Origin of the sequence: Serratia sp. C2(1), assembly GCF_036352655.1 — a bacterium.
Taxonomy (GTDB): Bacteria; Pseudomonadota; Gammaproteobacteria; order Enterobacterales; family Enterobacteriaceae; genus Serratia; species Serratia inhibens.
In genome coordinates, this window is the sequence record NZ_JAZFBA010000001.1 from 3,271,759 (window position 1) to 3,293,719 (window position 21,961).

Genomic DNA, 21,961 nt, shown 5'->3' on the forward strand with positions numbered 1-21,961 from the left:
TTCTTTCAAGCCGTTGCCAACATGAGGGTCCAACATGAATCTTATCAGCATTCCCGCCTTCCAGGACAATTACATTTGGTTATTGGATAACCAACAAGGGCATTGCGTCCTGGTCGATCCCGGTGAAGCGCAACCGGCGCTTGACGCGTTGGAGCGCCTGAATCTGACGCCCGATGCTATTCTCTTGACTCACCATCATCACGATCACGTTGGCGGCGTAGCGCAAATTGCGGCACGCTATCCGGGCTTGAAGGTCTATGGCCCGCAGGAAACGGCCGACAAAGGAACAAATCACATCGTTCATGACGGCGAAACGATCGAAATCAACGGCCGCCAATACGCCGTGATCGCGGTTCCCGGACATACGCTGGGCCATGTGGCATTCTATAGCGCACCTTATCTGTTCTGCGGAGACACGATTTTCTCTGCCGGCTGCGGCAGGCTGTTTGAAGGGTCGGCCGAGCAAATGTACAACGCATTTCAACAACTCGCGCAACTTCCCGATAACACCTTAATTTGCTGCGCGCATGAATATACTCTTTCAAATCTTAAGTTTGCGCGGGCTATTTTGCCGGAAGATCGAGAGATTGAAACATATCAACAACAAGTCGAAGCGTTAAGGGCAAAAGGTCACCCCAGCATCCCTACAAAGCTACAAACAGAGCGTAAAATTAACCTATTTTTACGATGCCATGACACTGATTTACAAAAGAAATTAGGCTTTCATACGCCACCAGACCACCTTCATTCGGTTTTTTCCGAATTACGCCTGCGGAAAGATAACTTCTGAGCTTTTAGTTGTGTTATTTGACGAAGCAAAGTATGATTGCTCGTCTTTTAAGCAACTATATTGACACACACATGAAGGCTAAAGCGATATTTCTCGCCTCAGTCTTGCTAGTGGGGTGCCAGTCATCCAGGCAGGATGCACCGGCCCCAGAACAGCATGCACAGAGTTTGTCTTCGGCAGGTCAAGAAGGTGAAGCAGGAGAGTACACAGCGAATGGTCGAGCGAGCTCGGCGCGGTGGCTAGATAACAATAGTGGTGCCGCGCAACAGAACCTGTGGAACTTCATTAGCGACGAGCTGAAGATGGAGGTTCCGGAAAATTCCCGGATCCGTGATCAAAAAAGAAAGTACCTAAAAAGTAAGAGCTATCTCCACGATGTAACATTACGGGCAGAGCCGTACATGTACTGGATAGTCGGGCAGATTAAGAAACGCAATATGCCGATGGAACTGGTACTGCTACCCATAGTGGAGAGCGCTTTTGACCCACACGCCACGTCAAGTGCCAACGCCGCAGGGCTATGGCAAATCGTGCCGCAAACGGGTCGCAATTATGGTTTGAAAAACAACCAGTGGTATGACGGGCGACGCGATGTCGTGGCCTCGACGACTGCTGCGCTTGATATGATGCAGTATTTGAACCGCATGTTTAACGGCGACTGGTTATTGACCGTTGCCGCTTATAACAGTGGTGAAGGCCGGGTCATGCAAGCGGTTAAGGCAAATAAACGCCAGGGTAAGCCAACCAATTTCTGGGCATTGTCGCTTCCGCGTGAAACGTCAATCTATGTCCCGAAAATGCTGGCGCTGAGCGACATCATCAAAAACAGCAAGAAGTACGGCGTCAGTCTGCCCAAGACCGATAACACCCGTGCACTGGCTCGTATTGATGTCGGGCAGCAAATACAGTTAACTCAGGCGGCTGAGATGGCTGGGCTTTCACTTACCAAGATGAAAGCTTATAACCCGGGCTACAAAAAAGGCGTTACGGCACCCAACGGGCCCCATTACATCATGGTTCCTAAAGGCAATGCCGATCAGCTGAAAGACTCGCTGGCCGATGGTCAAATCGCGGTGACTCAGCCAACTACACAGTTGGCGAAGAACAGCGGCTTGTCTGGTGGCGGCTCGTATAAAGTGCGCTCCGGCGACACGGTATCGGGCATTGCCAAGCGGTTGAATATTAAAACCAGCGATTTGCAGAGTTGGAACAACTTACGTGCCAAGAGCGCTTTAAAAGTTGGGCAAACCCTGCAAGTGGCCAGCAACACTGACAGTAACGGCAGTATCACCTATCAGGTTCGTAAAGGTGATTCGCTTGCCAGTATTGCACGCCGTCATCGCGTCGATATTACCGACGTAATGCGGTGGAATTCAACGCTCGGCAAAGGCAGCAGCCTGCAACCCGGTTTGAAACTGACCTTGTTTGTAAGCAACAAAATGTCGCCGGATACCTAAATTTCCGGCACAAAAAAAGCACCCTCCGGGGTGCTTTTTTATTGTCTGAACGCTCATTACCAATGCGGCTTGTCTGCCTCGGGATGAAACTCCACCAGCAGAGGATTATGATCCGAAGCGCTGGTCACCAGTACGGAGGCCTCCGCAACCCCCATATTGCGATAGAACACAAAGTCCAATGGGCGGCCAAAGGCTTTACGGCGGTGATCGTCGGTGAAATTCACCTCACGCAGCGCCATATCGCTGGCGAACTGATACAGCGCATTGATGCGTTTGCGGCTCCAGGCATTAAAATCCCCGGCCATGATCACCGGCCCATGGTGAGAGGCGATCTGCTCACCGATTGGCCCCAGTTGCTTACTGTAGATGTCCACGCCCAGGCTAAAATTCACCGCATGGATGTTTACTACCATCAGCAGTTGGCCGTTAAACAGCGGATAGACGGTAATCAACGCCGACTTGGCTAACCGCAGCAGCGGTTCACGCTCACGCAACGGGCAGCAGTAAACCGGGTGTGCCGCCGCCAGCGTCATCACGCCTGATGGATGTTGAGGCAGCGCAAATGCCGGCACCTGATCGGCCGCCAGGTAGTTGGCAGTGGCAAAGCTCACCAGTTCAGGCGTGGTTTGCGCTTCTTGCAGCAGCACCAGCTGTGCATCCTTGCCATAGTTTTTCAGCACCGAGAGCCAGTCTGCCCGTTGCTGTTTAAAGATATTCCACACCATGACCCGCAACGCGCCCGCCGTGGGCAATGCGGCCCCGGGCGGCAGCGGCTGATTAATGGCGCCAGGGAAAATTCGCTCAACTGGCTGGCCTGCAACATACCTCATTGCATAAGTTCGTTTCGGCACGCTATTCGCCTATTTCCCATGAGGATGAAACTGACGGTGACATTCCCGCCAACAATGAATCGATTATACGCCTGCCCTCACCTGACGGCATGGCTTTTACGGGGTATATCCCTTTCAGTTATAGGGGCGTGAACCAAGGAGTTCAATGTTCTGACAGTATATGTATGTAAAGGTTAGCGGCGATGAGTGAGAAATGCGAAAAGGCCCGCAAAATGAAATGCGGGCCTGAATAGCGGGAGTGCCTGAATATCAGGCTGGCTGCTGCCGGTACTTCTTGTCCAGGCGCCCGCTGACGCCAACCAGCAACAGGGCCACCAGCACGATCAGCGCGCCAATCCACGGGGTTTGCGTCAATCCCAGGGTAGTTACGGTCTGGCCGCCAATCACCGACCCCAACGCAATGCCCACGTTAAATGCCGCAATATTGAGGCCGGAAGCTACATCCACCGCGTTCGGCGTGTACTGCTCGGCTTTTTGCACCACATACACCTGCAAGCCAGGAACGTTACCAAAGGCAAACACTCCCATGACGATCACCGTTATCAGCGCGGCAATGCTGTGGCCGGCAGTGAACTGGAATATCAGCAGCAGAGCGGCCAATGCGGCAAAGATAAAGCTCAGCGCGCGCACGGCGCCATGACGATCCGCCAGTTTGCCCCCCCAGATGTTACCAATTGCCACCGCAATGCCATAAGCCAGCAGGATCCAACTTACCGCCGGGGCGGAGAACCCCGCCAGTTCCTGCATCATTGGTGCCAGGAAGGTAAAGGTGGTGAATACGCCGCCGTAACCGAGGGCAGTGATGGCGTAGATAAGTAACAAGCGCGGATGCGTCAGCACTTTAAACTGCTCGCCGATACTGGCACTGGCCTGATTCTTGATATTGTTCGGCACCAGAATGATGCTGGCCACAGTGGCAATGGCACCAATCAGTGATACCGCCAGGAAGGTTTCGCGCCAGCCGAAGTGCTGCCCGATAAAGGTCCCCAACGGTACCCCGGTTACCAGCGCCACGGTCAGGCCGCCGAACATGATGGCGATCGCCGAGGCAGCTTTCTCTTTCGCCACCAGGCCGGTCGCGATAGTGGAGCCGATGGAGAAGAATACACCGTGCGCCAGGCCGGTCAGCAGGCGGGCAACCACCAGCGACTCATAGCCTGGTGCCTGCCAGGCCAGCAGGTTGCCGAGAGTGAACAGCACCATGAGGCCGATCAGCAGCAGCTTGCGCGGCACGCGGCCGGTTAAGGCCGTCAGCACCGGTGCACCAATCGCCACGCCGATAGCATAAATGGTTACCAGCAGCCCTGCAGAGGGCACTGTCACACCAAGTTGCTCGGCGATAGTCGGGATCAAGCCAACTATCACAAACTCCGTGGTGCCGATAGCAAAGGCACTGATGGTCAATGCAAGTAATGCAAGAGGCATGTTTATTTACTCCAAATAGCGTTCAGGTTGATGACGGTTATTATCTGCCCATGCTTAAATGATAAAAATGCTCAAAGTTTCAAATTAATTTTGCCAGTGGAGCAACAATGAAGGCCAATTCTGATGAGTTGATCACTTTTGTCACCGTGGTGGAAAGCGGCAGTTTCAGCCGGGCGGCCGAGCGGCTGGAACAGGCCAACTCGGTGGTCAGCCGCACCGTCAAGAAACTGGAAGTCAAATTGGGTGTGACGCTGCTAAATCGCACTACGCGGCAAATCAGCCTGACGCAGGAAGGAGAAAACTATTTCCGCCAGGTGCAGAAGGTACTGAGCGATATGGCGGCGGCAGAAAATGCGCTGATGGAGAGCCGCCAGCGCCCGCAGGGGCTGCTGCGTATCGACGCTGCCACGCCGGTGGTGTTGCACGTATTGACGCCGCTGGTGGCGGAGTTCAGGGCTCGTTACCCGGAGATGTCGCTTTCCCTGGTGTCGTCAGAGAACTTTATCAACCTGATTGAACGCAAGGTGGATATCGCCATCCGCGTGGGTGAACTGAGCGACTCCAGCCTGAAGGCGCGTAAACTGATGACCAGCTATCGGCGCGTGCTGGCCTCCCCCGCCTATCTGGCGCAGTACGGCACGCCGCAGACGGTAGAGGCGCTGGAACGGCATTGCTGTATCGGTTTTAACGATCTGCCCAGCCTGAACCGCTGGCCGCTGGCCTGTGCCGACGGTCGTCAACTGGAAATCACGCCGGGGCTGACCACCAACAGCGGTGAAACCCAACGTCATCTGTGCCTGCACGGCAACGGCATTGCCTGCCTGTCGGATTTTATGATCGATGCGGATATCGAACGCGGTAATCTGGTGCCGATTTTGGTGAAAGAGACTCTGCCGGTAGCGATGCCGATCAATGCGGTGTATTACAGCGACAGTGCGGTCAGCAACCGCCTGCGCAGCTTTATCGACTTTGTCAGCGAACGCCTGGGGCAATAAAAAAGGCGCCCCCTTGGGCGTAATGCTTGTCAGTTAAATCTAACAGGCATTTTTTATCCAATCTCTGTGCGTTCCGTGCAGGAGGAATTGCCGTAAATGCCCCGAATTTCTCTGCTACCACAATGAACGGCAATTGAAGGGCCGAAGGCGCGGGCCCCTCCACCCGCGCCCTCGCTTAACACCGTCTGTCCGCTACGCGGATACCCTCGCTGCACCCGCGTTGTCGGGCGGGTCGGCTACGACAAACCTCCCTGTTAGTCTCGCCTCAACCGGCCTTCCCTGGCCGGTTGCCCCTGACAACGCCGTCTTGCTCGGCAGCCGATGAGGCGCGCCAGGGTCAACACCCGAATCGGCTGCCATCGGGCAACGTTGGATATTGCGTTATAAAAGACAGTGAAAATGATGAGATGAGCAGGGTGTTGGGCGCCCTTGAAGACGCCGAACGCAGGAGCTGCGCATAGGCGAAACCGCCACGGACGGAGGTTTCAGGCGAGACAGGCAGGGACGCCTGTCGTAGCCGGCCGTGATGCGCGGTGACGGAGGGAGGACAAATCTGTCAGGAACAGATTTGAACACTGCTTGCAGCGGCCCCGAAGGGGCGAGGCCCAAGGATGGGCCGAGTAATGTTGGCGTAGCCAACCGTCTGACAGGGCAAAGGCGCGGGTTGCAAGGGGCCGCGCCTACGGCCCCTTGCTCGGTCGAGACGAGTGAGCTTCATGGTGCATTTCACATTTATCGACCGAAAACTTCACCACACCTTCAGAAAAACGCTAACTGACAAGCATTAGCCCCCCTTGGGCGCCCTGATGCACATGTTCCGGAACATTAATCCCAGTTCGGCGCCAGGCCTTCCGGGCTAACCAAACGGCCATTCCTTTCCAGCGTGGCGATCTCCGCCATCTCTGCTGCAGTCAGCGTCAACTGCTGCGCCAGCAGGTTGCTCGCCAGGTTTTCACGCCGGGTGGAAGAAGGGATCACCGCGTAACCCAGCTGCAGCGCCCAGGCCAGGATAACCTGCGCCGGGGTCGCGTTGCGCCGCGTCGCGATAGCCTTGATGGTTTCATCCTGCAGCGCTTTGCCATAGGCCAGCGTCATGTAGGAGGTGACGGCAATGCCATGCTGCTGAGCAAACTCAACCACCTGGCGGTTCTGCAGATACGGGGACAGCTCAATTTGGTTAGTCGCGATCTGCTCTGCGCCCACGGCATCGATCGCCTGCTGCATCAGCTCCAGGGTGAAGTTGGACACCCCAATTTGGCGCGTCAGCCCCAGTTTTTTGGCTTCCAGCAACTCAGCCATAAACTCGGCAACGGGGACTTCGCCATTGGGTGATGGCCAGTGGATCAGCGTCAGATCAACGTAGGCCGTTTGCAGTTTGCTCAGGCTCTCTTGCAGACTCGGGATTAATTTGCCCTTCGCCAGATTGGCGATCCAAATCTTGGTGGTGATGAACAACTCGTCGCGCGGGATGCCGCTGGCGGCAATTGCCTGACCTACCGCCGCTTCGTTTTCGTAGATCTGCGCGGTATCAATCACGCGATACCCCAATTCCAGCGCAGTGCTGACCGAATCGATCACGACCTGATCCTGAAGACGGAAAGTGCCTAAACCAAATGCAGGGATGCTCATAATGTTATTCTCTCATTAGGATGTTGATGCGATATGGGAGGATTATGGCAACTGTTTTGTTGATCAAAAACGCCCTATTATGCATAAGACTTTTGATTAAACGGCAATAATAACCGGAGCGAACGCCCCGGTTTGAAGGAATTACGCCCAGCGGCGCAGGATCAACGAGGTGTTGATACCCCCGAACGCGAAGTTGTTCGATTGCACAAACTCGGTATCAATTTGCCGATATTCGCCCATGATGTAATCCAGATCGCCGCAGGCATTGTCCGGTTCACTGAGGTTGATGGTCGGCGCAAAGCGGCCTTCACGCATCATCTCCAGCGTCATCCAGGCCTCCAGCGCGCCGCAGGCACCCAACGTATGGCCAAAATAGCTTTTCAGCGAGGAAATTGGCGCGCGATTGCCAAAAATCGCCGCCGTTGCCTGGCTTTCCGCAATATCGCCACGATCGGTCGCCGTACCGTGAGCACTGATGTAGCCGATATCGCCGGCCGCCAGCCCGGAAGCCTTCAGCGCCTGCTGCATGCAAATCTGCATGGTTTCCTGCTGCGGCTGGGTAATGTGCGCCGCATCGCAGTTGGTCGCAAAACTGATAATCTCGCCGTAAATCGTGGCGCCGCGCGCCTGCGCATGATCCAACGACTCGAGGATCAAGGTTCCCGCTCCTTCGCCAATCACCAGGCCGTCGCGCTGACGATCAAACGGGCGTGGCGACAGATCCGGGCGATCGTTTTGCTGGCTGGTCGCAAACAGCGTATCGAACACCGCCGCCTCCGAAGGACACAGCTCCTCGGCTCCGCCCGCCACCATTACCGTCTGATAACCGTGGCGGATGCTCTCGAAAGCGTAGCCAATCGCCTGGCTGCCTGAGGTACAGGCGCTGGAGGTCGGGATCACCCGCCCCCGCAGGCCGAAAAACAGGCCGGTATTCACCGCTGCGGTATGCGGCATCATCTGTACATAAGTGGTGCCGGTGATATTGTTGGTGTGTTTTTCCGTCAGCATGGTGGCGAATTCGCTGACCGGTTTGGTGCTGCCGGTCGATGAGCCGTAGGCGATGCCGGTCTCGCCGTTGGTCAACACCGCCTCCCCCAGCAACCCTGCCTGTTCAAGCGCCAGTTCGGTCGCGCGGGTAGCCAGCAGTGAAACGCGCCCCATCGAACGGATGCGTTTGCGCGTATAATGCTCCGGCAGCACGAAATCATCGATCGGCGCGCCAAGGTGGGTGTTCAACCCCTGATATTCTGCCCATTGCGCCATATAACGCACCGCATTCTTCCCCTGCTTCAGCCGGCCGGACACGTCCGCCCAGTTATTGCCGAAGGCGGTAACGCCCGCCATGCCGGTCACAACCACTCGCTGTGTCATACCATTCCTCCGTTAATGGAAATGACCTGCCGCGTTACGTAGCCGGCAATATCCGACATCAAATAGCTGGCCAGCCCGGCCACCTCTTCCGCCGAACCCATGCGTTTGAGCGGGATGGCGCGCATCGCTTCAATCAGCGCCGCCGGCTCCATGTCGATCATGCCGGTGTCAATCAGGCCCGGGGCGATGCAGTTAACGGTTATTTTGCGTTTCGCCAGTTCGATCGCCAGTGCCTTGCAGGCACCGATTACGCCGGCTTTGGCCGCGCTGTAGTTGACCTGCCCACGGTTACCCATTACGCCGGAAACCGACGACAGCGCAATGATTCGCCCGCCTTTGCGCAAGCCAATCATCGGCATGACGCAGGGATGAAGCACATTGTAGAAGCTGTCGAGGTTGGTGTGGATCACTCCGTCCCAGTCCTCTTCGCTCAATGCCGGGAAAGCGCCGTCGCGGGTGATACCCGCATTATTCACCACGCCGTAATAGGCGCCGTGAACCTCAATATCCTGCTCAAGCTGTTCGCGGCACTGGGTGCGGTTGCTGATATCAAACTGAATCAAACGCCCTTGCCCGCCGGCGGCGATAATCTGCTGCAGCGTGTGCTCTGCCCCGGTTTTATCGCGGTGATAGTGAACGACGATCAAAAAGCCATCCGCAGCCAGGCGGCAGGCAATGGCCTGACCGATCCCTTTACTGGCGCCGGTGACTAAAACGGAACGCATCATGCGTTGCCCCTTAAGGTAGTCAATTGGATTATTTCTTGTTGATCAGGCTGATAAGTATTCAGCCTGCCCTGTGCGACCCGCACATTATCGATACTGATTTCACATTCGAAACTGGCCAGTTTTTCGTCTTTCAGCAGTTGCTGCACGCTAACCCGCAGTTCGCTGCCGGCAGGAAACACCGGCAGTTCGCAGTGGATGGCGCGCCCACCGAGCAGCATGCCAAGCTGCGGCGGTTGGGCATGCTGCCTGCCATGCCAGCCGCTCCAGACACCGATAGCCTGCGCCATCAGCTCAATGCCGTACCAACCCGGCAATGCACCCTGCACGTCAAGAAAGGGGGCCAATACGCCGTCAGGGCTGACCGTCACCGCACATTGCGCGTGCTCCTCGCCCACTTCAAGTACCCGTTCCAGCAGCACCATCGGTGATGCATGGGGCAAATAGTATTCTGCGGTGTGATAACGACTCATGGCGCATCCCCCAACAACAGGCAGGCATTATTGCCGCCGAACGCAAACGAATTGGACAGGATAACGCGCTGGCGTAACGGTTGCTGTCGGCAAACCAGGCCGATCGGTGCCAGCTCGTCATCGCAGGGTGCAACACTGAAATCCTGCTGCGGCAATGGCAATGGCTGGGTCAATAACAGCCAGCTCAGCGCCGCTTCTACCGCACCGGCGGCACCCAGCGTGTGACCGGTGAGGTGCTTGGTGGAGCTGCACGGCGTCTGCGCGCCAAACAGGCGATTCACCACCTGAGCTTCTACCAGATCGTTAAGCCGCGTCGCGGTGCCGTGCAGATTAATATAACCGATATCCCCGGCGCTCAAACCGGCCTGTCGCAGCGCCATGGTCATAGCCCGCTCGGCGCCTTCACCTGCAGGATGCGGTGCCGACATATGCCAGGCATCGGAAGACTCCCCTACGCCCAGCAACGCTACGGGTGCCGGCTCACGCGTCAACAGCATCAGCGCAGCGGCCTCGCCAATATTGATGCCGCTACGCCCGGCGGCAAAGGGTGTGCAACGCTCCGCCGACAGCGACTCCAGGCTGTTGAAGCCGTTGATCGGCATTTGGCACAGGCTATCGGCACCGCCCACAATCGCCGCGTCCACCAGCCCGGCGTCAATCAGACGTTTACCGCTGATGATGGCACGCGCACTGGAGGAACAGGCGGTCGACAGAGTATAGGCCGGGCCACGAGTAGCAAGAAAAGCGCTGAGGAACAGGCCTGGATCGCCCAACTCTTGCTGCTGATAATTATAGCCCTGCGGCCACTCTCCTGCCTGATGCTGTTGCAATGCCAGCTCACCTTCACGAATGCCGGAAGTGCTGGTGCCCATGATCACCGCAACGCGTTCGGCGCCGTAGCGGGCGATGGCCTCACGCACCGGCACCTCGATTTGCGCCAATGCGGCCAACAGCAGGCGGTTGTTGCGAGAGTTATGGCGTTTGAGTGACTCAGGAACGGCGGGTAGCTCGCCCCGTACATTACCGAACCAGGATGGCGCGCCGCCGAGCAGCCACTGCGTCTGCCTCTGCATGCCGGGCGACACGCCGCGAGCCAAATTTTCCGCGATCTGCGGCAGACTGTCGCCCAGCGCGTTCACCATACCTACGGCAGAGAAATAGATCATTATTCGCTCCCCAGATTCTGAATGGTGATGCGGTAATGGAAAGCGGATTGGGTTATCGACAGCGGATTGCGTTGGCCATTGGCTTGCTGATAACGGATTTCACTGATCGTCGCGCCGCGATCGTCATACAGACGACGCACCTCCGGCCGATCCTCCAACCGCCACCCTGCAGGCAGCAAGGGCCGCCAGTCGGCCGCGGGCCAATAGCTCAGCATGATATCGGCCAGCACCTGGCTGGCGGGCGGCAATTCGCCCACTTTGATCAACTGCTCGGTGTGGATCCCCTGCCGATCGTAGGTCAGGTTGAACAAACGGATACCCAGCGGCGACATGCCCACCAGTTGCAGGCGGCGACCGTCGGCATTGAGCAGCACCAACATCGAATGCCGCTGTCCCTTCACTTCGGCGGTCAACAACTGCTGTTGGCTGATCGGTTGCGCCAACACGGGCGACGGCAATGTCACCCGCGTCCCGGGTTTCAGCCACGCCTGCGGCAAGGCGGGATCCTGCGAACCGGCACAGCCGGCCAACAGGGTTGCCAGCATTAACAGCATCATTCGTAAGCCGCGCATCAGGCTTTTCCTCTTTTTCTTTTCGTTGCTAACGTCAGCGGTGCCAACAGAAATGCCACGGCGATACCGCTGCTTAATACAATGCCAAAACTGCTGATGGCCTGAGTATGGCTCAGCACCAGCATGCCAAAGGTCAACTGGGTGGTGAAGACCGCCATAAATATGGCGAACATCGAGGTGGTCGGCGTGCCCCGGGGATTGGTGAAAAACAGCGTATAGTTAATGCCGATCCCCAAGACCAGTATCAGCGCCAACAACGAAAACAGATTCAGCGTATGCCCGCTCAACGCCAGCACGGCAATGCCACAACCCAGCGACAACAGCGTCGGCACCATGCAACGCAGGCCATGCAGCAGGCCAAAACGCCACAGGTAGATCAACGCGATCGCCGCCACCGACAGCGCCAGCAGATACGACAGATACAACCGGTATTGGCCAAACAGTTCGCTGAATTCGGTTTTCCGGTCGATCCAACCGGTGCCCGGCACCTGCCCAGCCAACGCCTGCATCGCCGCACTGTTTTGTACGCCGTTGACCGGTACCAGCGCCGCACTGCGGCCATCAGGCAACGTCAGCCACAGTAACCGCCAGCCCTCGCTGACCACGCTGCCCAGCCACTGTTGCGGGGTCACCCATTCGGCGGCCAAGTCCGGGGCTTTCAGCGTCAGCTCCGCCTGCTGTAATTGTGTCATCACCTGCGGTGCCACCCGCTGCAACAGGGCGACGTTCTGCTGCTGGCGCTGATGCGAAGGCAGCGGCAGCAAACGATAGTCCTTCAGCACGCCCTGCCGTTTGGCCTGCGCCAGTCTGGGTTGCAACAACTCCAGCCGCTGCAGCAATTGTTCGCCATTGGCACCGTACACCACCAACCATTTCTGATCGTTATGCTGGCCGGTCAAAGCGGCGATACGTTGTTCCTGCTGCTGCAGCTCCGCCGGCAACGCCTGCAGTTGGCCGATGTCGTCATCCACGTTCAGTTGACTGAAACCGGCAATCATCACCAGCAACGCCACACCGGGCAGCCCATAGCGCAGCAAAGGCCGATGGCGCCAGGCGTGCAGCCAACGCAGAATTAGCGCCAGCCCCGGTGCCGGACGCACCGGCAGACGACGCGACAGCTGCGGATACCAGCAGATCACGGTAATGCAGGCGGCGCTCAGCCCCGCGGCGGCAAATACCGCCAACTGCTGTAAACCCGGGAACGGTGCAATCAACAGCGCCAGATAGGCGACAACCGTGGTCAGCAGCGCCATCGACAGTGCCGGCAGCAGTTTTTGCAAACTGGCCAACGGCGTCGATTGTTGCCCATGCACCATGCGTTCGGTCAGAAAATAGAGCGCGTAATCCGCCGAAATACCGACGATGCTGATGCTCAGCACCAGCGTCATCAAATGAATTTCCCCAAACGCCAGCAGCGTGGCGACGGTGCCCGCCAGGGCGCCGATACCCACCGACAGCGCACACAGCAACAGCGGCAAGGGTGAGCGGAACATCAACAGCACCAGCAGGAAAACGCCCGCCACCGAGGCCAGACCAATGGTCGAAATATCCCGTTCGGCCTGCTGGCTGGCGTAGTTGCTGTAATAGAGCGTGCCGCGGTTCAACACCTCGGCGCCCGGCCAACGTTGTTGCAGCTGCTGTTGCAACGCCGTCAGTTTATTTACCGTACTTCGTGCACTGCCGATGTCATAAGACGACGCGCTCAACTCGGCGTGCAACAAATACCAACTGCGGCCCTGTGCATCTCGCGCCACCAGCCAACCGTTGGCAAGGCTCAGCGAACCGCCGTTGCGCTGCTGCGCCAACTGTGAGCCGCGCACCAACATCAGCGGATCGCTGGCCAGTTCCTTGCCGCTGACGCCGGCGAAAGCCGAGTAAAGCTGGCCGAGGATCCACTGGCTCTGCGCATCCGGCCCCTGCATCAGCCGTTGTCGGGTGGCATCGTCCAGCAACACGTTGCGGTGCCGATAAAAAAACTGCCCCCACTGCTGCTGGCGTTGCGCGTCCATCGGGCCGCCAACCTGCTGCAATTCCGGCATCTGTCGCAATTGCTGCCACCACCAGCTCACCGCGGCGCTGTCCGCACCTGGCGGTGGGCTCACCAGCCACATCAATTGGCGATCGAGCCGGCGGCTGAAGCCATCGGCCAATTCATCCGGCACGCCCACCAGTTGCTGCTTCGGCAATAACGCCAGCACACTGCTGTTGATCTGGCTGCGGGGCAGCAACCAGCACAGCGCCGCGAGCAATATCAGGCAAATCGCCAACCATCCGAAGGCCAGCCGCCGATGCTGCTCAGGACGCAAAACGCTGTTGCTCATCTAGGGTCAATGCCTGCGGCACCGTACGTTGATTAAAGAAGCGAATGTGCGTGGCATCGCTTTGCATATCGTCGATATCAATGGTTTCCAGGAACTGCTCTCCGTTGAGCGTAATGCGTTTGAACAAGCGGTCGAGCGGCGTGGTTTTTGGCGTCAGTACCAACCGCCATTGGTTGTGCCCGAGATCGCTGAACTGCAAGGCAAAGTTTTGCTCCAGCGCCTGACTATCGGCATGGAACAACGCGGTCAGCAGGTGGTTAAACTGGAACATCTGCGGATTGTTATCCGCCGTCACTACCTGCGGGGGCTGGCCGGCCAAGGTTTGCACCATGCGTTTATCATCCAGCAGCAAGGTCAGCGGGAAAGGTTTTTGCTGCGCCCACCACAGCCCTTTTTGCTGAGAAATCAGCAATTCACCGCTCGATTTCAGCGGTTTCTCCATGCCGCTGATACTGCGCTGTTGCTCGAACTCGGCACGCAAGACCGGCTGTTGGCTGAAACGCTGCTGCAACTCCGCCAGCGTGACCGCCTGGGCGCTCAGACTGAACAAGGCGACGACCATCAATAACCAGCCTTTCATTGCTCACTCCCGATGTTATCCAACAGTATTTGCGGCGAAACAAAGCACATCTCTTTGCTTTCGGCATCCACCGCCACCTGGATACTGTGCCCACGGGTGGTGGTTTTGCCGCTTTGCGCATCGAGGATACGGTAACCAATGCGCAGGCGATTCTCATACTCTTCCAGTTCAGCGCAGACGATGATCCGTTGCTCAAACAGCACCGGCGCAATGTATTTCACCCGCGTATCCACGATCGGCCAAACATAACCCGAAGCCTGCATCTGGCGATAACCGTAATTGAACTGCTTCAGCAAGGCTTCGCGCGCGATCTCAAAATAGCGAAAGTAGTTACCGTGCCACACCACGCCCATGGCGTCGGTATCATGGAACGGGATAGTCATCTCAATCCGGGTGGAAAAACGCGGATCCTCTGTTAGCTTCATGTCTCAGGCTCCTGTGCCGCCAACTGCCAGAAATCGAAAAAATTGAACCAGTCGAGCGGCGCCAACAGGCAATAGTGCTCGAGCCGCGCGGCATAATTATCTACCGCCTGCTGCAATGCCTGCCGGCGCTGAGCGCGGGGTAATAGCAGCGGATCGGCAAAGGGTTCGAAATAAACGTTCAGCCGCCCCTGTTGCTTGAGGCCGAACATCAGAAATACCGGGCAGCGCAGCGCGGCGGCCAGGACGAACGGCCCCTGCGGGAAAGGTGCCGGCTTGCCGAGGAAATGGCTCCAGACCACGCGCGGCTGTTCGCCACGCTGATGCTTTCCGGCTGAGGTACGATCGCCGACAATCGCCACCCACTCACCGGCGTTGAGTTTGTCTTGCAGACGCATGGCCGTTTCCGGCCCCAACGACGCGACCTGAATCAGATTCAGATTGGCGCACGGGTTCACCTCTTTCATCACCTGGTTGAAGCGCTCGGCATGTTCGGTAAACACCAAGGCATTGATCTTAACGCCAGAATCCAGCTCACCCAGCGCGCGACACGACTCAATATCCCCCAGGTGTGAAGCCAGGATCAGCGTGCCTTTGCCGGAAGCGATCTGCCGTTCGCAGCCGGCGCGATCCACCAACCGAATGTCATGCAGTTCCCCACGCCAGCTTGACAGCTTGTCGAGCATCGCATCGCCGAAGCGCATAAAGTGACGAAAACTATTGAGCGGTGCGGGCAAGGCTTGTTGCCTGCCCTGTGCAAACTCTCGCAAGCGTTGCAGATAGTCGCATGATGCCTTGCGCTGAGCACGGCCGGTCAGCCAGAAATAGCCAATCACCGGGTACAGCAGCAGTTGAAATGCCCGGCGGCCAAATAGCCGGTAAACCTGCAGCATGAGCCGGATGCCCCACAGGCCATGGCGCTCTTCGGTTGCCGACCAGTGCAATGAATTAGCCGGCTTGCGGCGCAACAGACGTGGAATACGCGGCAGCATGCCGAAAAACAAACGGGTGTGCATCCAGGAAATACGCAGGTTGTCGCGCAACGCGTCAAAATGGGAAACGCCGTCGGCCGGATAGGTGACGCGCGTCGGCAGAAAGCGGCTCGGCACGCCTTGCCAGTACAGCCTGACCATCACCTCGGTATCGAAATCCATGCGTTTGCCGAGCGGATGACTCGCCGCCAGTGCCAACGTCGGTTCCACCGGGTAGACGCGAAAACCGCACATGCTGTCTTTCAGCGACAGCGACAGGGTTTCTATCCACACCCATACGTGAGTGACATAGCGGCCATACAGCCGTGCCTTCGGCACCGAGCTGTCGTAGACCGGTTGACCGGAAATCAAACAATCGGGGTGAGCGCGCGCTTCGGCAATCATGTCCGGTATATCGCTCAGTTGATGCTGGCCGTCGGCATCCACCTGCAGAGCGTGACTGTAGCCTTGGCTGTGCGCCAATTGCAGCCCGGCGATCACCGCTGCGCCTTTGCCCTGATTTTGCTCCAGCCGCAGCAGTTGAACCCAAGGTAACCCGGCAGCTAACCGTTGCAATTCATCGGCAGTGACGGCAGCGCTGCCATCATCCACCACCAGGCACGGCAGGCCATAACCGGCCAGCGAGGCCAGCACCTCGGCCATCATCTGCCCATGATTAAAACAGGGGATAACAATGCAGGGGGAGAACGGCGCGATCACTGACATAACGAAATCTTACCGCTGCTGGCGGTCGCCTCACCGAGGCGATAGCTGAACAAAAGTTTGTGGCGCGCCGGTTGCCATTCAAGCAACAGCGACAAGGTCTGCTCCGGTAACAAGGGTTGCTGAAACTTGACGACGTCGATGCCTTTGAACGCCGCCTTGATGCCCAATAGCTGATACGCATACTGCATCGCCCAGTTCACTTGGGCCACGCCGGGCAGGATCGGCTGCTCAGGAAAATGGCCGCGAAACCAAAACAGTTCGGCGGGCAGACGCAATAGCAGGCTGGCGTGAGTCGCATCGCTCACCTGCTGTTGCAGTATCTCAGGTTGCATCATAAAAACAGCTCCTGTAGTTCAGCATAGGCGCGCTTGCCCTGCGGGTTAAGCGGGATGGCATCAATAATGCGCCAACTGCGCGGTAGCGCCACCGGCTCCAGCCAGCGACGCAGAGCCTGGCGGAGTTCCCGGGTGAAAGCCCCTTCGGACATGCTTTGCCGGCGAATTTCACCCTGCGGGGAAAGCGCGATCGCCGCAGCCAGTAAGGTACGCCCTCTTTGCTGGAGTGGCAGCACTGCGACATCGGCGATCTCCGGCAAGGCTTTCAGGCGCCGCTCAATTTCCGTCAGCGACAGACGTTTCTCTTCGACCTTGATAATCCGGTCGGCGCGGCCATCCAGCTGAAACAGCCGGCCATTCGGCGCGAGCTGAATAATATCGCTCAGCGCCACTTCAGCGCTATCAGGTATCAGCGGTGAGGCTACGTTGACACTATTATCCGAATTAACCCTTAGCTCAATGGAAGCAAACAGCTGCCACAACGCAGCCTCTTCGGTTTGCCTGCGCCATGCCAGCATGCCGGTTTCGGTAGTGCCGTAAATCTCCAGCGGCAACGCCTTCAGCATTTGTCGGGCAAGCTGCGCTTCGGCGAAGGTTAACGGGCCACCGGCGGAAAACACCTGGACACAGACCGAAAGCGCCAACCGGTTATCCAAACGTTTAAGCCACGCCGGGCTGCTGACAAAAATCAGACGCCGTCCCTGATGTCTGGCAATCAGTTGCTCATGATATTCCGTCAATTGCGCATCAAAAGGCAGGCCGAGCGCCAGCGGCAGGAACAACCGGAAGCTCAGGCCGTACATATGCTGATGAGATACCGATGCCGCCACGCTGCAGCCCTGAAAGGCTTCGCCCCATTCGGCGGCCAACAGCTCGCTCTCGCGCTCCATGCAAGCGACAGATTTGATTACCGCCTGCGGCTGGCCGGTCGAACCTGAGGTATAAAGAATAAATCGGGGATCCTGCGGCCAGGTGGGTAGAGGGATATCCACAGCAGATCCCTCTGTCACGCTCAGAACCGGCGTACCGGGATCGAGGGGAAAATCGGTCAGCAAAGCGTCGTAATCCGCCCGCTGCTCTTTGAGGATAGCTTCACGCTGGTGACCGAAGATCACCGGCAACCTGGCGGCATAAAGCGATGCCAGCCAGGCAACGGCAAAACGATAACTATCATCAAAACACAGCGCCCAGCGGCGTTCTTCCCTGCCTGCCAGCCTTGCGGCCAGGGCGGCGACATCGCGGCGGAATTGGCCAAGGCGCAGTGCCTGCGGGCCACGCCAGGCAATAAGCAGGGAATCGTCCCGCTCTACGCTGAGCCACTGGCTCATCGGCAAACTCAGGTGCGTCTGATCCTTTTCCTGACTATCCATTCAATACCCATTAATGCCCCCATCAGCAGATAACTGATGCCGCCGTTATACAGCGTCCAGAGCGCTATATCGCCTGACAGGCAAGTTGCCAGCGCTATTGCGCCATTAACAATAAAGAACCCGCACCAGACCTGAGTCACACGTCGGGTATAAGCCACGCCGGCGGCATCCAATTGCGGTTCGGTCATTCGTGCCAGCCGCTCAACCACCGTGGGTGGAGCAAGCAGGGAGTAGACAAACAGCAAAAGCAGTAAAACGTTGACCAACACCGGGTAATACAGCAGCCAGTGACTCTGCTTCAACCCCCAACTGGTGAGTGCCAGCAGGATACCGGCCCCGGCTAACGCCTTGCCCAGCCACATCTGTTGGCGCAGTTTTCCGCGTAACATCAGCAGGCGTAAGGTAAATACCGCCGCCAACAACGGTGCCAGGATTGTGGTTCCCCAGCGAGTCAGGCCAACCCAAACCGCCAGCGGGTATAGCAGCAAAACCAGCCATGTCACGGCCTGAAGCAACCGCAATACCGGATTCAACCAACGGGAGGGAGTCACCTTAGCGCCGTGGTCTTAGCTGTCTGATTTCAGCAGTTCATCGATAGCGTCAACCACGTCCTGCACAGTGCGCACCGACTTGAACATTTCCGGCTTAATCTTTTTGCCGGTCGTTTTCTGCAGATGCACCACCAGATCTACCGCATCAATGCTATCCAGTTCCAGCTCTTCGTAAAGGCGGGATTCCGGTTTGATATCATCAGCATCCAGTTCAAACAACTTGACCAGCAGCGCCTGAATTTGCAGGTAAATAGCTTGTTTATCCATGAAAACCTCTTATTTGCTACGCAGTGCAGAAACAAACTTCGCCAGCGTTTCCACGGAATAAAAATGTTGGCGCATGTCTTCGCTTTCAGCCGACAGCACCACGCCATAACGGTTCTTTAATGCCAGACCCAATTCCAACGCATCGATCGAGTCCAGGCCCAGTCCATCACCAAACAGCGGTACTTCGGCGTCAATCTCCTCCGGCGTCATACCTTCAAGATTGAGCGTATCAATGATCAATTGCTTGATTTCGGTGCTCAATAAATTCATTCCACTATTTCTCATTATTTATAGAGTCTGACTGTAAAGCGTCAGTTAAATGCTGGGTTAATCTTCTTGCCGCAAGGGCGGGAGAAACGTCATCCACACGAATAAAGGTGCGGGTTTCGATCTTATCCTGAACGGTAATATGGAACTGCGGTTTTATCGGCGGAATGTTATACCATTTCCCCTGTTTCGTCAGCATGGGCGGACGACAGTGAATTTGCACCACCCGAATATCACACTGGCTGCGCAGAGCAATATTGGCCGCCCCGCGCTGCAATGCGAGCGCCTTGCCTGGCGTAGTGCGAGTCCCCTCAGGAAAAATAAGAATAGTACCGCCGCTAGCCAGGCGTTGCCGGCATTGTTCCAGCAAACGATCCGACTCCGCATTGGCCAGGTAGCCCGCCGCCTTTATCACACCGCTGACAAACACATTATTCAACAGGGCCTCTTTAACGATGCAGTCACAGCGTGGCATGCGCGAAGCCAGCAACACATAATCCAGCAGGCTGGGATGGTTGGCGATCACCAGGCAACCGCGATCCTCTTTGAGACGCTCGGCACCGTCGAAACGATAATCCAGTACGCCAAAAAAGCGGGTAGTCGCCAGAAAAAAGCGAAAGCTGTTTCGGATCGAGTTCTGCGTCAGCCGACTGCGACGAGCAGGATCGCGCACCGCCAAACGCATCAGGTTAAACCAGATACCGGACAGCAACAGCCCGCCGAGGCCAAAAAGCGAAAAACATAAACCGGTGGCGATAACCCGCCAACAGCGGTTCAACCATGAGGATGGCTTGGGGGGGTGTTCAGCGGGCACAACCGTAGCCATCAGCGCCCCCACATCCAGCCATGCTGCGGGCCCGGCACCGCGAACTCCGTGTCTGAGCCAAGCCATCCACGCAAAAACGACAGGCTCTGCGGTTCCTTACGAAGATCTGCACCAGGCGCTACCGCACGGCAATTCAATGAACCAGCGCCTTCAAGCAGCAGTGCGACCGCATAGGGGAAAGGATTGGCCGGGATAAAGGGTTGGTAAACCTCCGGCACAATACCGTCAAAATCAACTAATAGCACCCGCTCGGCACTGCCGGTAGCCAATACTGCCCGAGCTTCAATCATTCCCTGTTGAAAGCTGTCTTCACCGGCCGCCAGTGAGGTGGTTGGCAAAGTATTATTCGCCGTAATGGTCAACCACCCCGCTGCGGTGTTATGCACCGACATGGCGAAATCAGTGGGTGATAATGGCTGTTCCTGATGCAGATGCCGCAGAATTTTTTGCGTACGCTCCAGCTCACCGTGACGGCTGGTAAAGATAGCCATATCCGCCTGATGGTCGCTTAACAAGATTAACCCGCTCTCTACGGCCAACCGCGTTCCAATACTCATCCGGCGTAGCGACATCATGGGGATATGAGAACAGCCGGGCAACGCCCCCTGATATTCAGTGGCAAGATGCTTATCTGTAGCCCACTGGCGCCATGCTTCACGCGTTCCACGATCGGGAGCCATTGCCCACCAACTGAGTATATTCATGCCGCCCGCCATTAGTGCTATTACAGATCAGAAAAATTCCGTGCGTAAATTTATTATATTTGACCACAGAATGCATGCGCAAAATTCCTATTTTTGCTCGGAATATTCGATTAAATCATTAGGCTTATTTATAGACGCGATATAGAGAGACTTGAGCCGCGTGAAAATTATCACGATGAAAAACATCAATATTTGTCGAAAAAGGTTCTTGGGGGTATCTTAATGAACGGAGGCCGTACATAACATCATGCGTATGGCTAATACATTTCTTATTTACTATCACTCAGGGAAAAGAGTATGAAACCGTTAAAACTCATTTTAACTGGCGTATTCGTCGCTGCTCTGGTTAGCGGCTGCGCAGGTAGCACTCCGGTGCAAAACATCAACCAAACCATTGCCGGCAACCACAGCGAAGCTCAGGTACGTCAGGCTATTCTCTACGCCGGGCTTAACCGTGGCTGGATCATGAACCCGACCAGTGAAGGCATGATCGATGGCAAAATACTGTTGCGCGATCACAGTGCCGATATTCGCATCACTTACAATGCAAATAATTACCAGATTAAGTATATTGGCAGCAGTAATATGGATGCCAAAGAGGGTAAGATTCACTCAAACTATAATCGCTGGGTGGCTAATTTGAATAAGGATATTCAGTTGGAACTGGCACGTCAGAATATTAAATAATACTCGGCAAGTACATTGCCCGGCAAAAATAATGATGCCGGGTATATTATTCTTTATATTGGCATTAAATTCAGACAATTATTTATAAATAGTCGCCTTTCACCGCAGAAATTACACGACGATATGCTCAGCCATAGTAAATTCTCAATATGAAAAAGCCCTGAGTCAGAAACTCAGGGCTTATCAATAAGTGGCGGAACGGACGGGGCTCGAACCCGCGACCCCCTGCGTGACAGGCAGGTATTCTAACCAACTGAACTACCGCTCCACCGATTCTTTTACGTTGCATCTTTCGATGCGGGCAAAACCGCGCTTGGCGATCCTGCTCATTACCAGGTGTCATACTGATAACGTTTATTTGATGCCTGGCAGTGTCCTACTCTCGCATGGGGAGACCCCACACTACCATCGGCGCTACGGCGTTTCACTTCTGAGTTCGGCATGGGGTCAGGTGGGACCACCGCGCTATTGCCGCCAGGC

At 56.5% G+C, this 21,961-nt stretch carries 23 protein-coding genes, 1 tRNA gene and 1 rRNA gene; 4 read left to right on the forward strand and 21 right to left on the reverse strand.

Features of this window, described 5'->3' with window-relative positions:
- Nucleotides 1-34: 34 nt before the first annotated feature.
- Entirely contained in the window at nt 35-790 is a 756-nt protein-coding gene (gene gloB / locus V2S86_RS15375; protein ID WP_330763107.1) for a hydroxyacylglutathione hydrolase, read from the forward strand.
- A 71-nt stretch (nt 791-861) separates the two neighbouring features.
- Complete coding sequence (gene mltD, locus V2S86_RS15380) at nt 862-2,247, forward strand: murein transglycosylase D (RefSeq protein ID WP_330763211.1); 1,386 nt, start codon at nt 862-864, stop codon at nt 2,245-2,247.
- Nucleotides 2,248-2,303: 56 nt separating this feature from the next.
- Here the strand turns inward: mltD and V2S86_RS15385 are convergent, their stop codons facing one another.
- On the reverse strand, nt 2,304-3,098 hold the full coding sequence (locus V2S86_RS15385) for an endonuclease/exonuclease/phosphatase family protein (RefSeq protein WP_006322415.1): 795 nt from the start codon (nt 3,096-3,098) through the stop codon (nt 2,304-2,306).
- A 249-nt stretch (nt 3,099-3,347) separates the two neighbouring features.
- Nucleotides 3,348-4,523, reverse strand: a complete 1,176-nt coding sequence (locus V2S86_RS15390) for an MFS transporter (RefSeq protein WP_330763108.1) — start codon at nt 4,521-4,523, stop codon at nt 3,348-3,350.
- 107 nt (nt 4,524-4,630) lie between these two features.
- Between V2S86_RS15390 and yafC the strand changes: the two genes are divergently transcribed.
- Nucleotides 4,631-5,518, forward strand: coding sequence for a DNA-binding transcriptional regulator YafC (gene yafC / locus V2S86_RS15395; RefSeq protein WP_330763109.1), 888 nt, complete (start codon nt 4,631-4,633; stop codon nt 5,516-5,518).
- 825 nt (nt 5,519-6,343) lie between these two features.
- On the opposite strand, the gene dkgB is transcribed toward yafC, so the two are convergent.
- From dkgB to V2S86_RS15480, 17 genes are all read right to left on the reverse strand, one after another.
- Nucleotides 6,344-7,147: a 2,5-didehydrogluconate reductase DkgB gene (gene dkgB, locus V2S86_RS15400; protein WP_330763110.1), complete on the reverse strand. Its 804-nt coding sequence runs from the start codon at nt 7,145-7,147 to the stop codon at nt 6,344-6,346.
- A 141-nt stretch (nt 7,148-7,288) separates the two neighbouring features.
- Nucleotides 7,289-8,518 (reverse strand): beta-ketoacyl-ACP synthase, encoded by a 1,230-nt coding sequence (locus V2S86_RS15405; RefSeq protein WP_330763111.1) that lies wholly within the window; start codon nt 8,516-8,518, stop codon nt 7,289-7,291.
- The gene (locus V2S86_RS15410; RefSeq protein WP_330763112.1) at nt 8,515-9,246 is read right to left on the reverse strand and encodes a 3-ketoacyl-ACP reductase FabG2; all 732 of its coding nucleotides are present in this window, start codon (nt 9,244-9,246) and stop codon (nt 8,515-8,517) included. The genes V2S86_RS15405 and V2S86_RS15410 overlap by 4 nt, the downstream gene beginning before the upstream one ends.
- Nucleotides 9,243-9,716 (reverse strand): hotdog family protein, encoded by a 474-nt coding sequence (locus tag V2S86_RS15415; RefSeq protein WP_330763113.1) that lies wholly within the window; start codon nt 9,714-9,716, stop codon nt 9,243-9,245. Before V2S86_RS15415 ends, V2S86_RS15410 begins: the two co-directional genes overlap by 4 nt.
- Nucleotides 9,713-10,882, reverse strand: a complete 1,170-nt coding sequence (locus V2S86_RS15420) for a beta-ketoacyl-[acyl-carrier-protein] synthase family protein (RefSeq protein WP_330763114.1) — start codon at nt 10,880-10,882, stop codon at nt 9,713-9,715. Before V2S86_RS15420 ends, V2S86_RS15415 begins: the two co-directional genes overlap by 4 nt.
- The gene (locus V2S86_RS15425) at nt 10,882-11,454 is read right to left on the reverse strand and encodes a DUF3261 domain-containing protein (protein ID WP_330763115.1); all 573 of its coding nucleotides are present in this window, start codon (nt 11,452-11,454) and stop codon (nt 10,882-10,884) included. Before V2S86_RS15425 ends, V2S86_RS15420 begins: the two co-directional genes overlap by 1 nt.
- A complete protein-coding gene (locus tag V2S86_RS15430) occupies nt 11,454-13,775 on the reverse strand; it encodes an MMPL family transporter (RefSeq protein WP_330763116.1) in 2,322 nt (773 codons plus the stop codon). The genes V2S86_RS15425 and V2S86_RS15430 overlap by 1 nt, the downstream gene beginning before the upstream one ends.
- Nucleotides 13,750-14,355 (reverse strand): LolA family protein, encoded by a 606-nt coding sequence (locus V2S86_RS15435; protein ID WP_330763117.1) that lies wholly within the window; start codon nt 14,353-14,355, stop codon nt 13,750-13,752. Before V2S86_RS15435 ends, V2S86_RS15430 begins: the two co-directional genes overlap by 26 nt.
- Nucleotides 14,352-14,780: an acyl-CoA thioesterase gene (locus V2S86_RS15440; protein ID WP_006322426.1), complete on the reverse strand. Its 429-nt coding sequence runs from the start codon at nt 14,778-14,780 to the stop codon at nt 14,352-14,354. The genes V2S86_RS15435 and V2S86_RS15440 overlap by 4 nt, the downstream gene beginning before the upstream one ends.
- Nucleotides 14,777-16,474, reverse strand: coding sequence for a glycosyltransferase family 2 protein (locus tag V2S86_RS15445; RefSeq protein WP_330763118.1), 1,698 nt, complete (start codon nt 16,472-16,474; stop codon nt 14,777-14,779). Before V2S86_RS15445 ends, V2S86_RS15440 begins: the two co-directional genes overlap by 4 nt.
- Entirely contained in the window at nt 16,465-16,809 is a 345-nt protein-coding gene (locus V2S86_RS15450; RefSeq protein WP_330763119.1) for an ApeI family dehydratase, read from the reverse strand. Before V2S86_RS15450 ends, V2S86_RS15445 begins: the two co-directional genes overlap by 10 nt.
- Complete coding sequence (locus V2S86_RS15455; protein WP_330763120.1) at nt 16,806-18,179, reverse strand: AMP-binding protein; 1,374 nt, start codon at nt 18,177-18,179, stop codon at nt 16,806-16,808. The genes V2S86_RS15450 and V2S86_RS15455 overlap by 4 nt, the downstream gene beginning before the upstream one ends.
- Nucleotides 18,146-18,730 carry a hypothetical protein gene (locus V2S86_RS15460; protein WP_330763121.1) on the reverse strand — a complete coding sequence of 195 codons (585 nt, stop codon included), beginning with the start codon at nt 18,728-18,730 and terminating at the stop codon, nt 18,146-18,148. Before V2S86_RS15460 ends, V2S86_RS15455 begins: the two co-directional genes overlap by 34 nt.
- Before the next feature lie 15 nt (nt 18,731-18,745).
- Nucleotides 18,746-18,997 carry an acyl carrier protein gene (locus V2S86_RS15465; protein WP_004948952.1) on the reverse strand — a complete coding sequence of 84 codons (252 nt, stop codon included), beginning with the start codon at nt 18,995-18,997 and terminating at the stop codon, nt 18,746-18,748.
- 9 nt (nt 18,998-19,006) lie between these two features.
- A complete protein-coding gene (locus V2S86_RS15470) occupies nt 19,007-19,267 on the reverse strand; it encodes a phosphopantetheine-binding protein (RefSeq protein ID WP_330763122.1) in 261 nt (86 codons plus the stop codon).
- 4 nt (nt 19,268-19,271) lie between these two features.
- A complete protein-coding gene (locus V2S86_RS15475) occupies nt 19,272-20,090 on the reverse strand; it encodes a lysophospholipid acyltransferase family protein (protein WP_330763123.1) in 819 nt (272 codons plus the stop codon).
- Entirely contained in the window at nt 20,090-20,806 is a 717-nt protein-coding gene (locus V2S86_RS15480; protein ID WP_330763124.1) for a beta-ketoacyl synthase chain length factor, read from the reverse strand. Before V2S86_RS15480 ends, V2S86_RS15475 begins: the two co-directional genes overlap by 1 nt.
- A 285-nt stretch (nt 20,807-21,091) precedes the next feature.
- On the opposite strand from V2S86_RS15480, the gene V2S86_RS15485 reads away from it, so the two are divergent.
- The gene (locus V2S86_RS15485) at nt 21,092-21,481 is read left to right on the forward strand and encodes a hypothetical protein (RefSeq protein ID WP_330763125.1); all 390 of its coding nucleotides are present in this window, start codon (nt 21,092-21,094) and stop codon (nt 21,479-21,481) included.
- 191 nt (nt 21,482-21,672) lie between these two features.
- Here V2S86_RS15485 and V2S86_RS15490 read toward each other — a convergent pair.
- Nucleotides 21,673-21,749: transfer RNA gene (locus V2S86_RS15490), tRNA-Asp, on the reverse strand.
- 95 nt (nt 21,750-21,844) lie between these two features.
- Nucleotides 21,845-21,960 (reverse strand): 5S ribosomal RNA (rrf, locus tag V2S86_RS15495).
- Between the last annotated feature and the right edge of the window lies 1 nt (nt 21,961).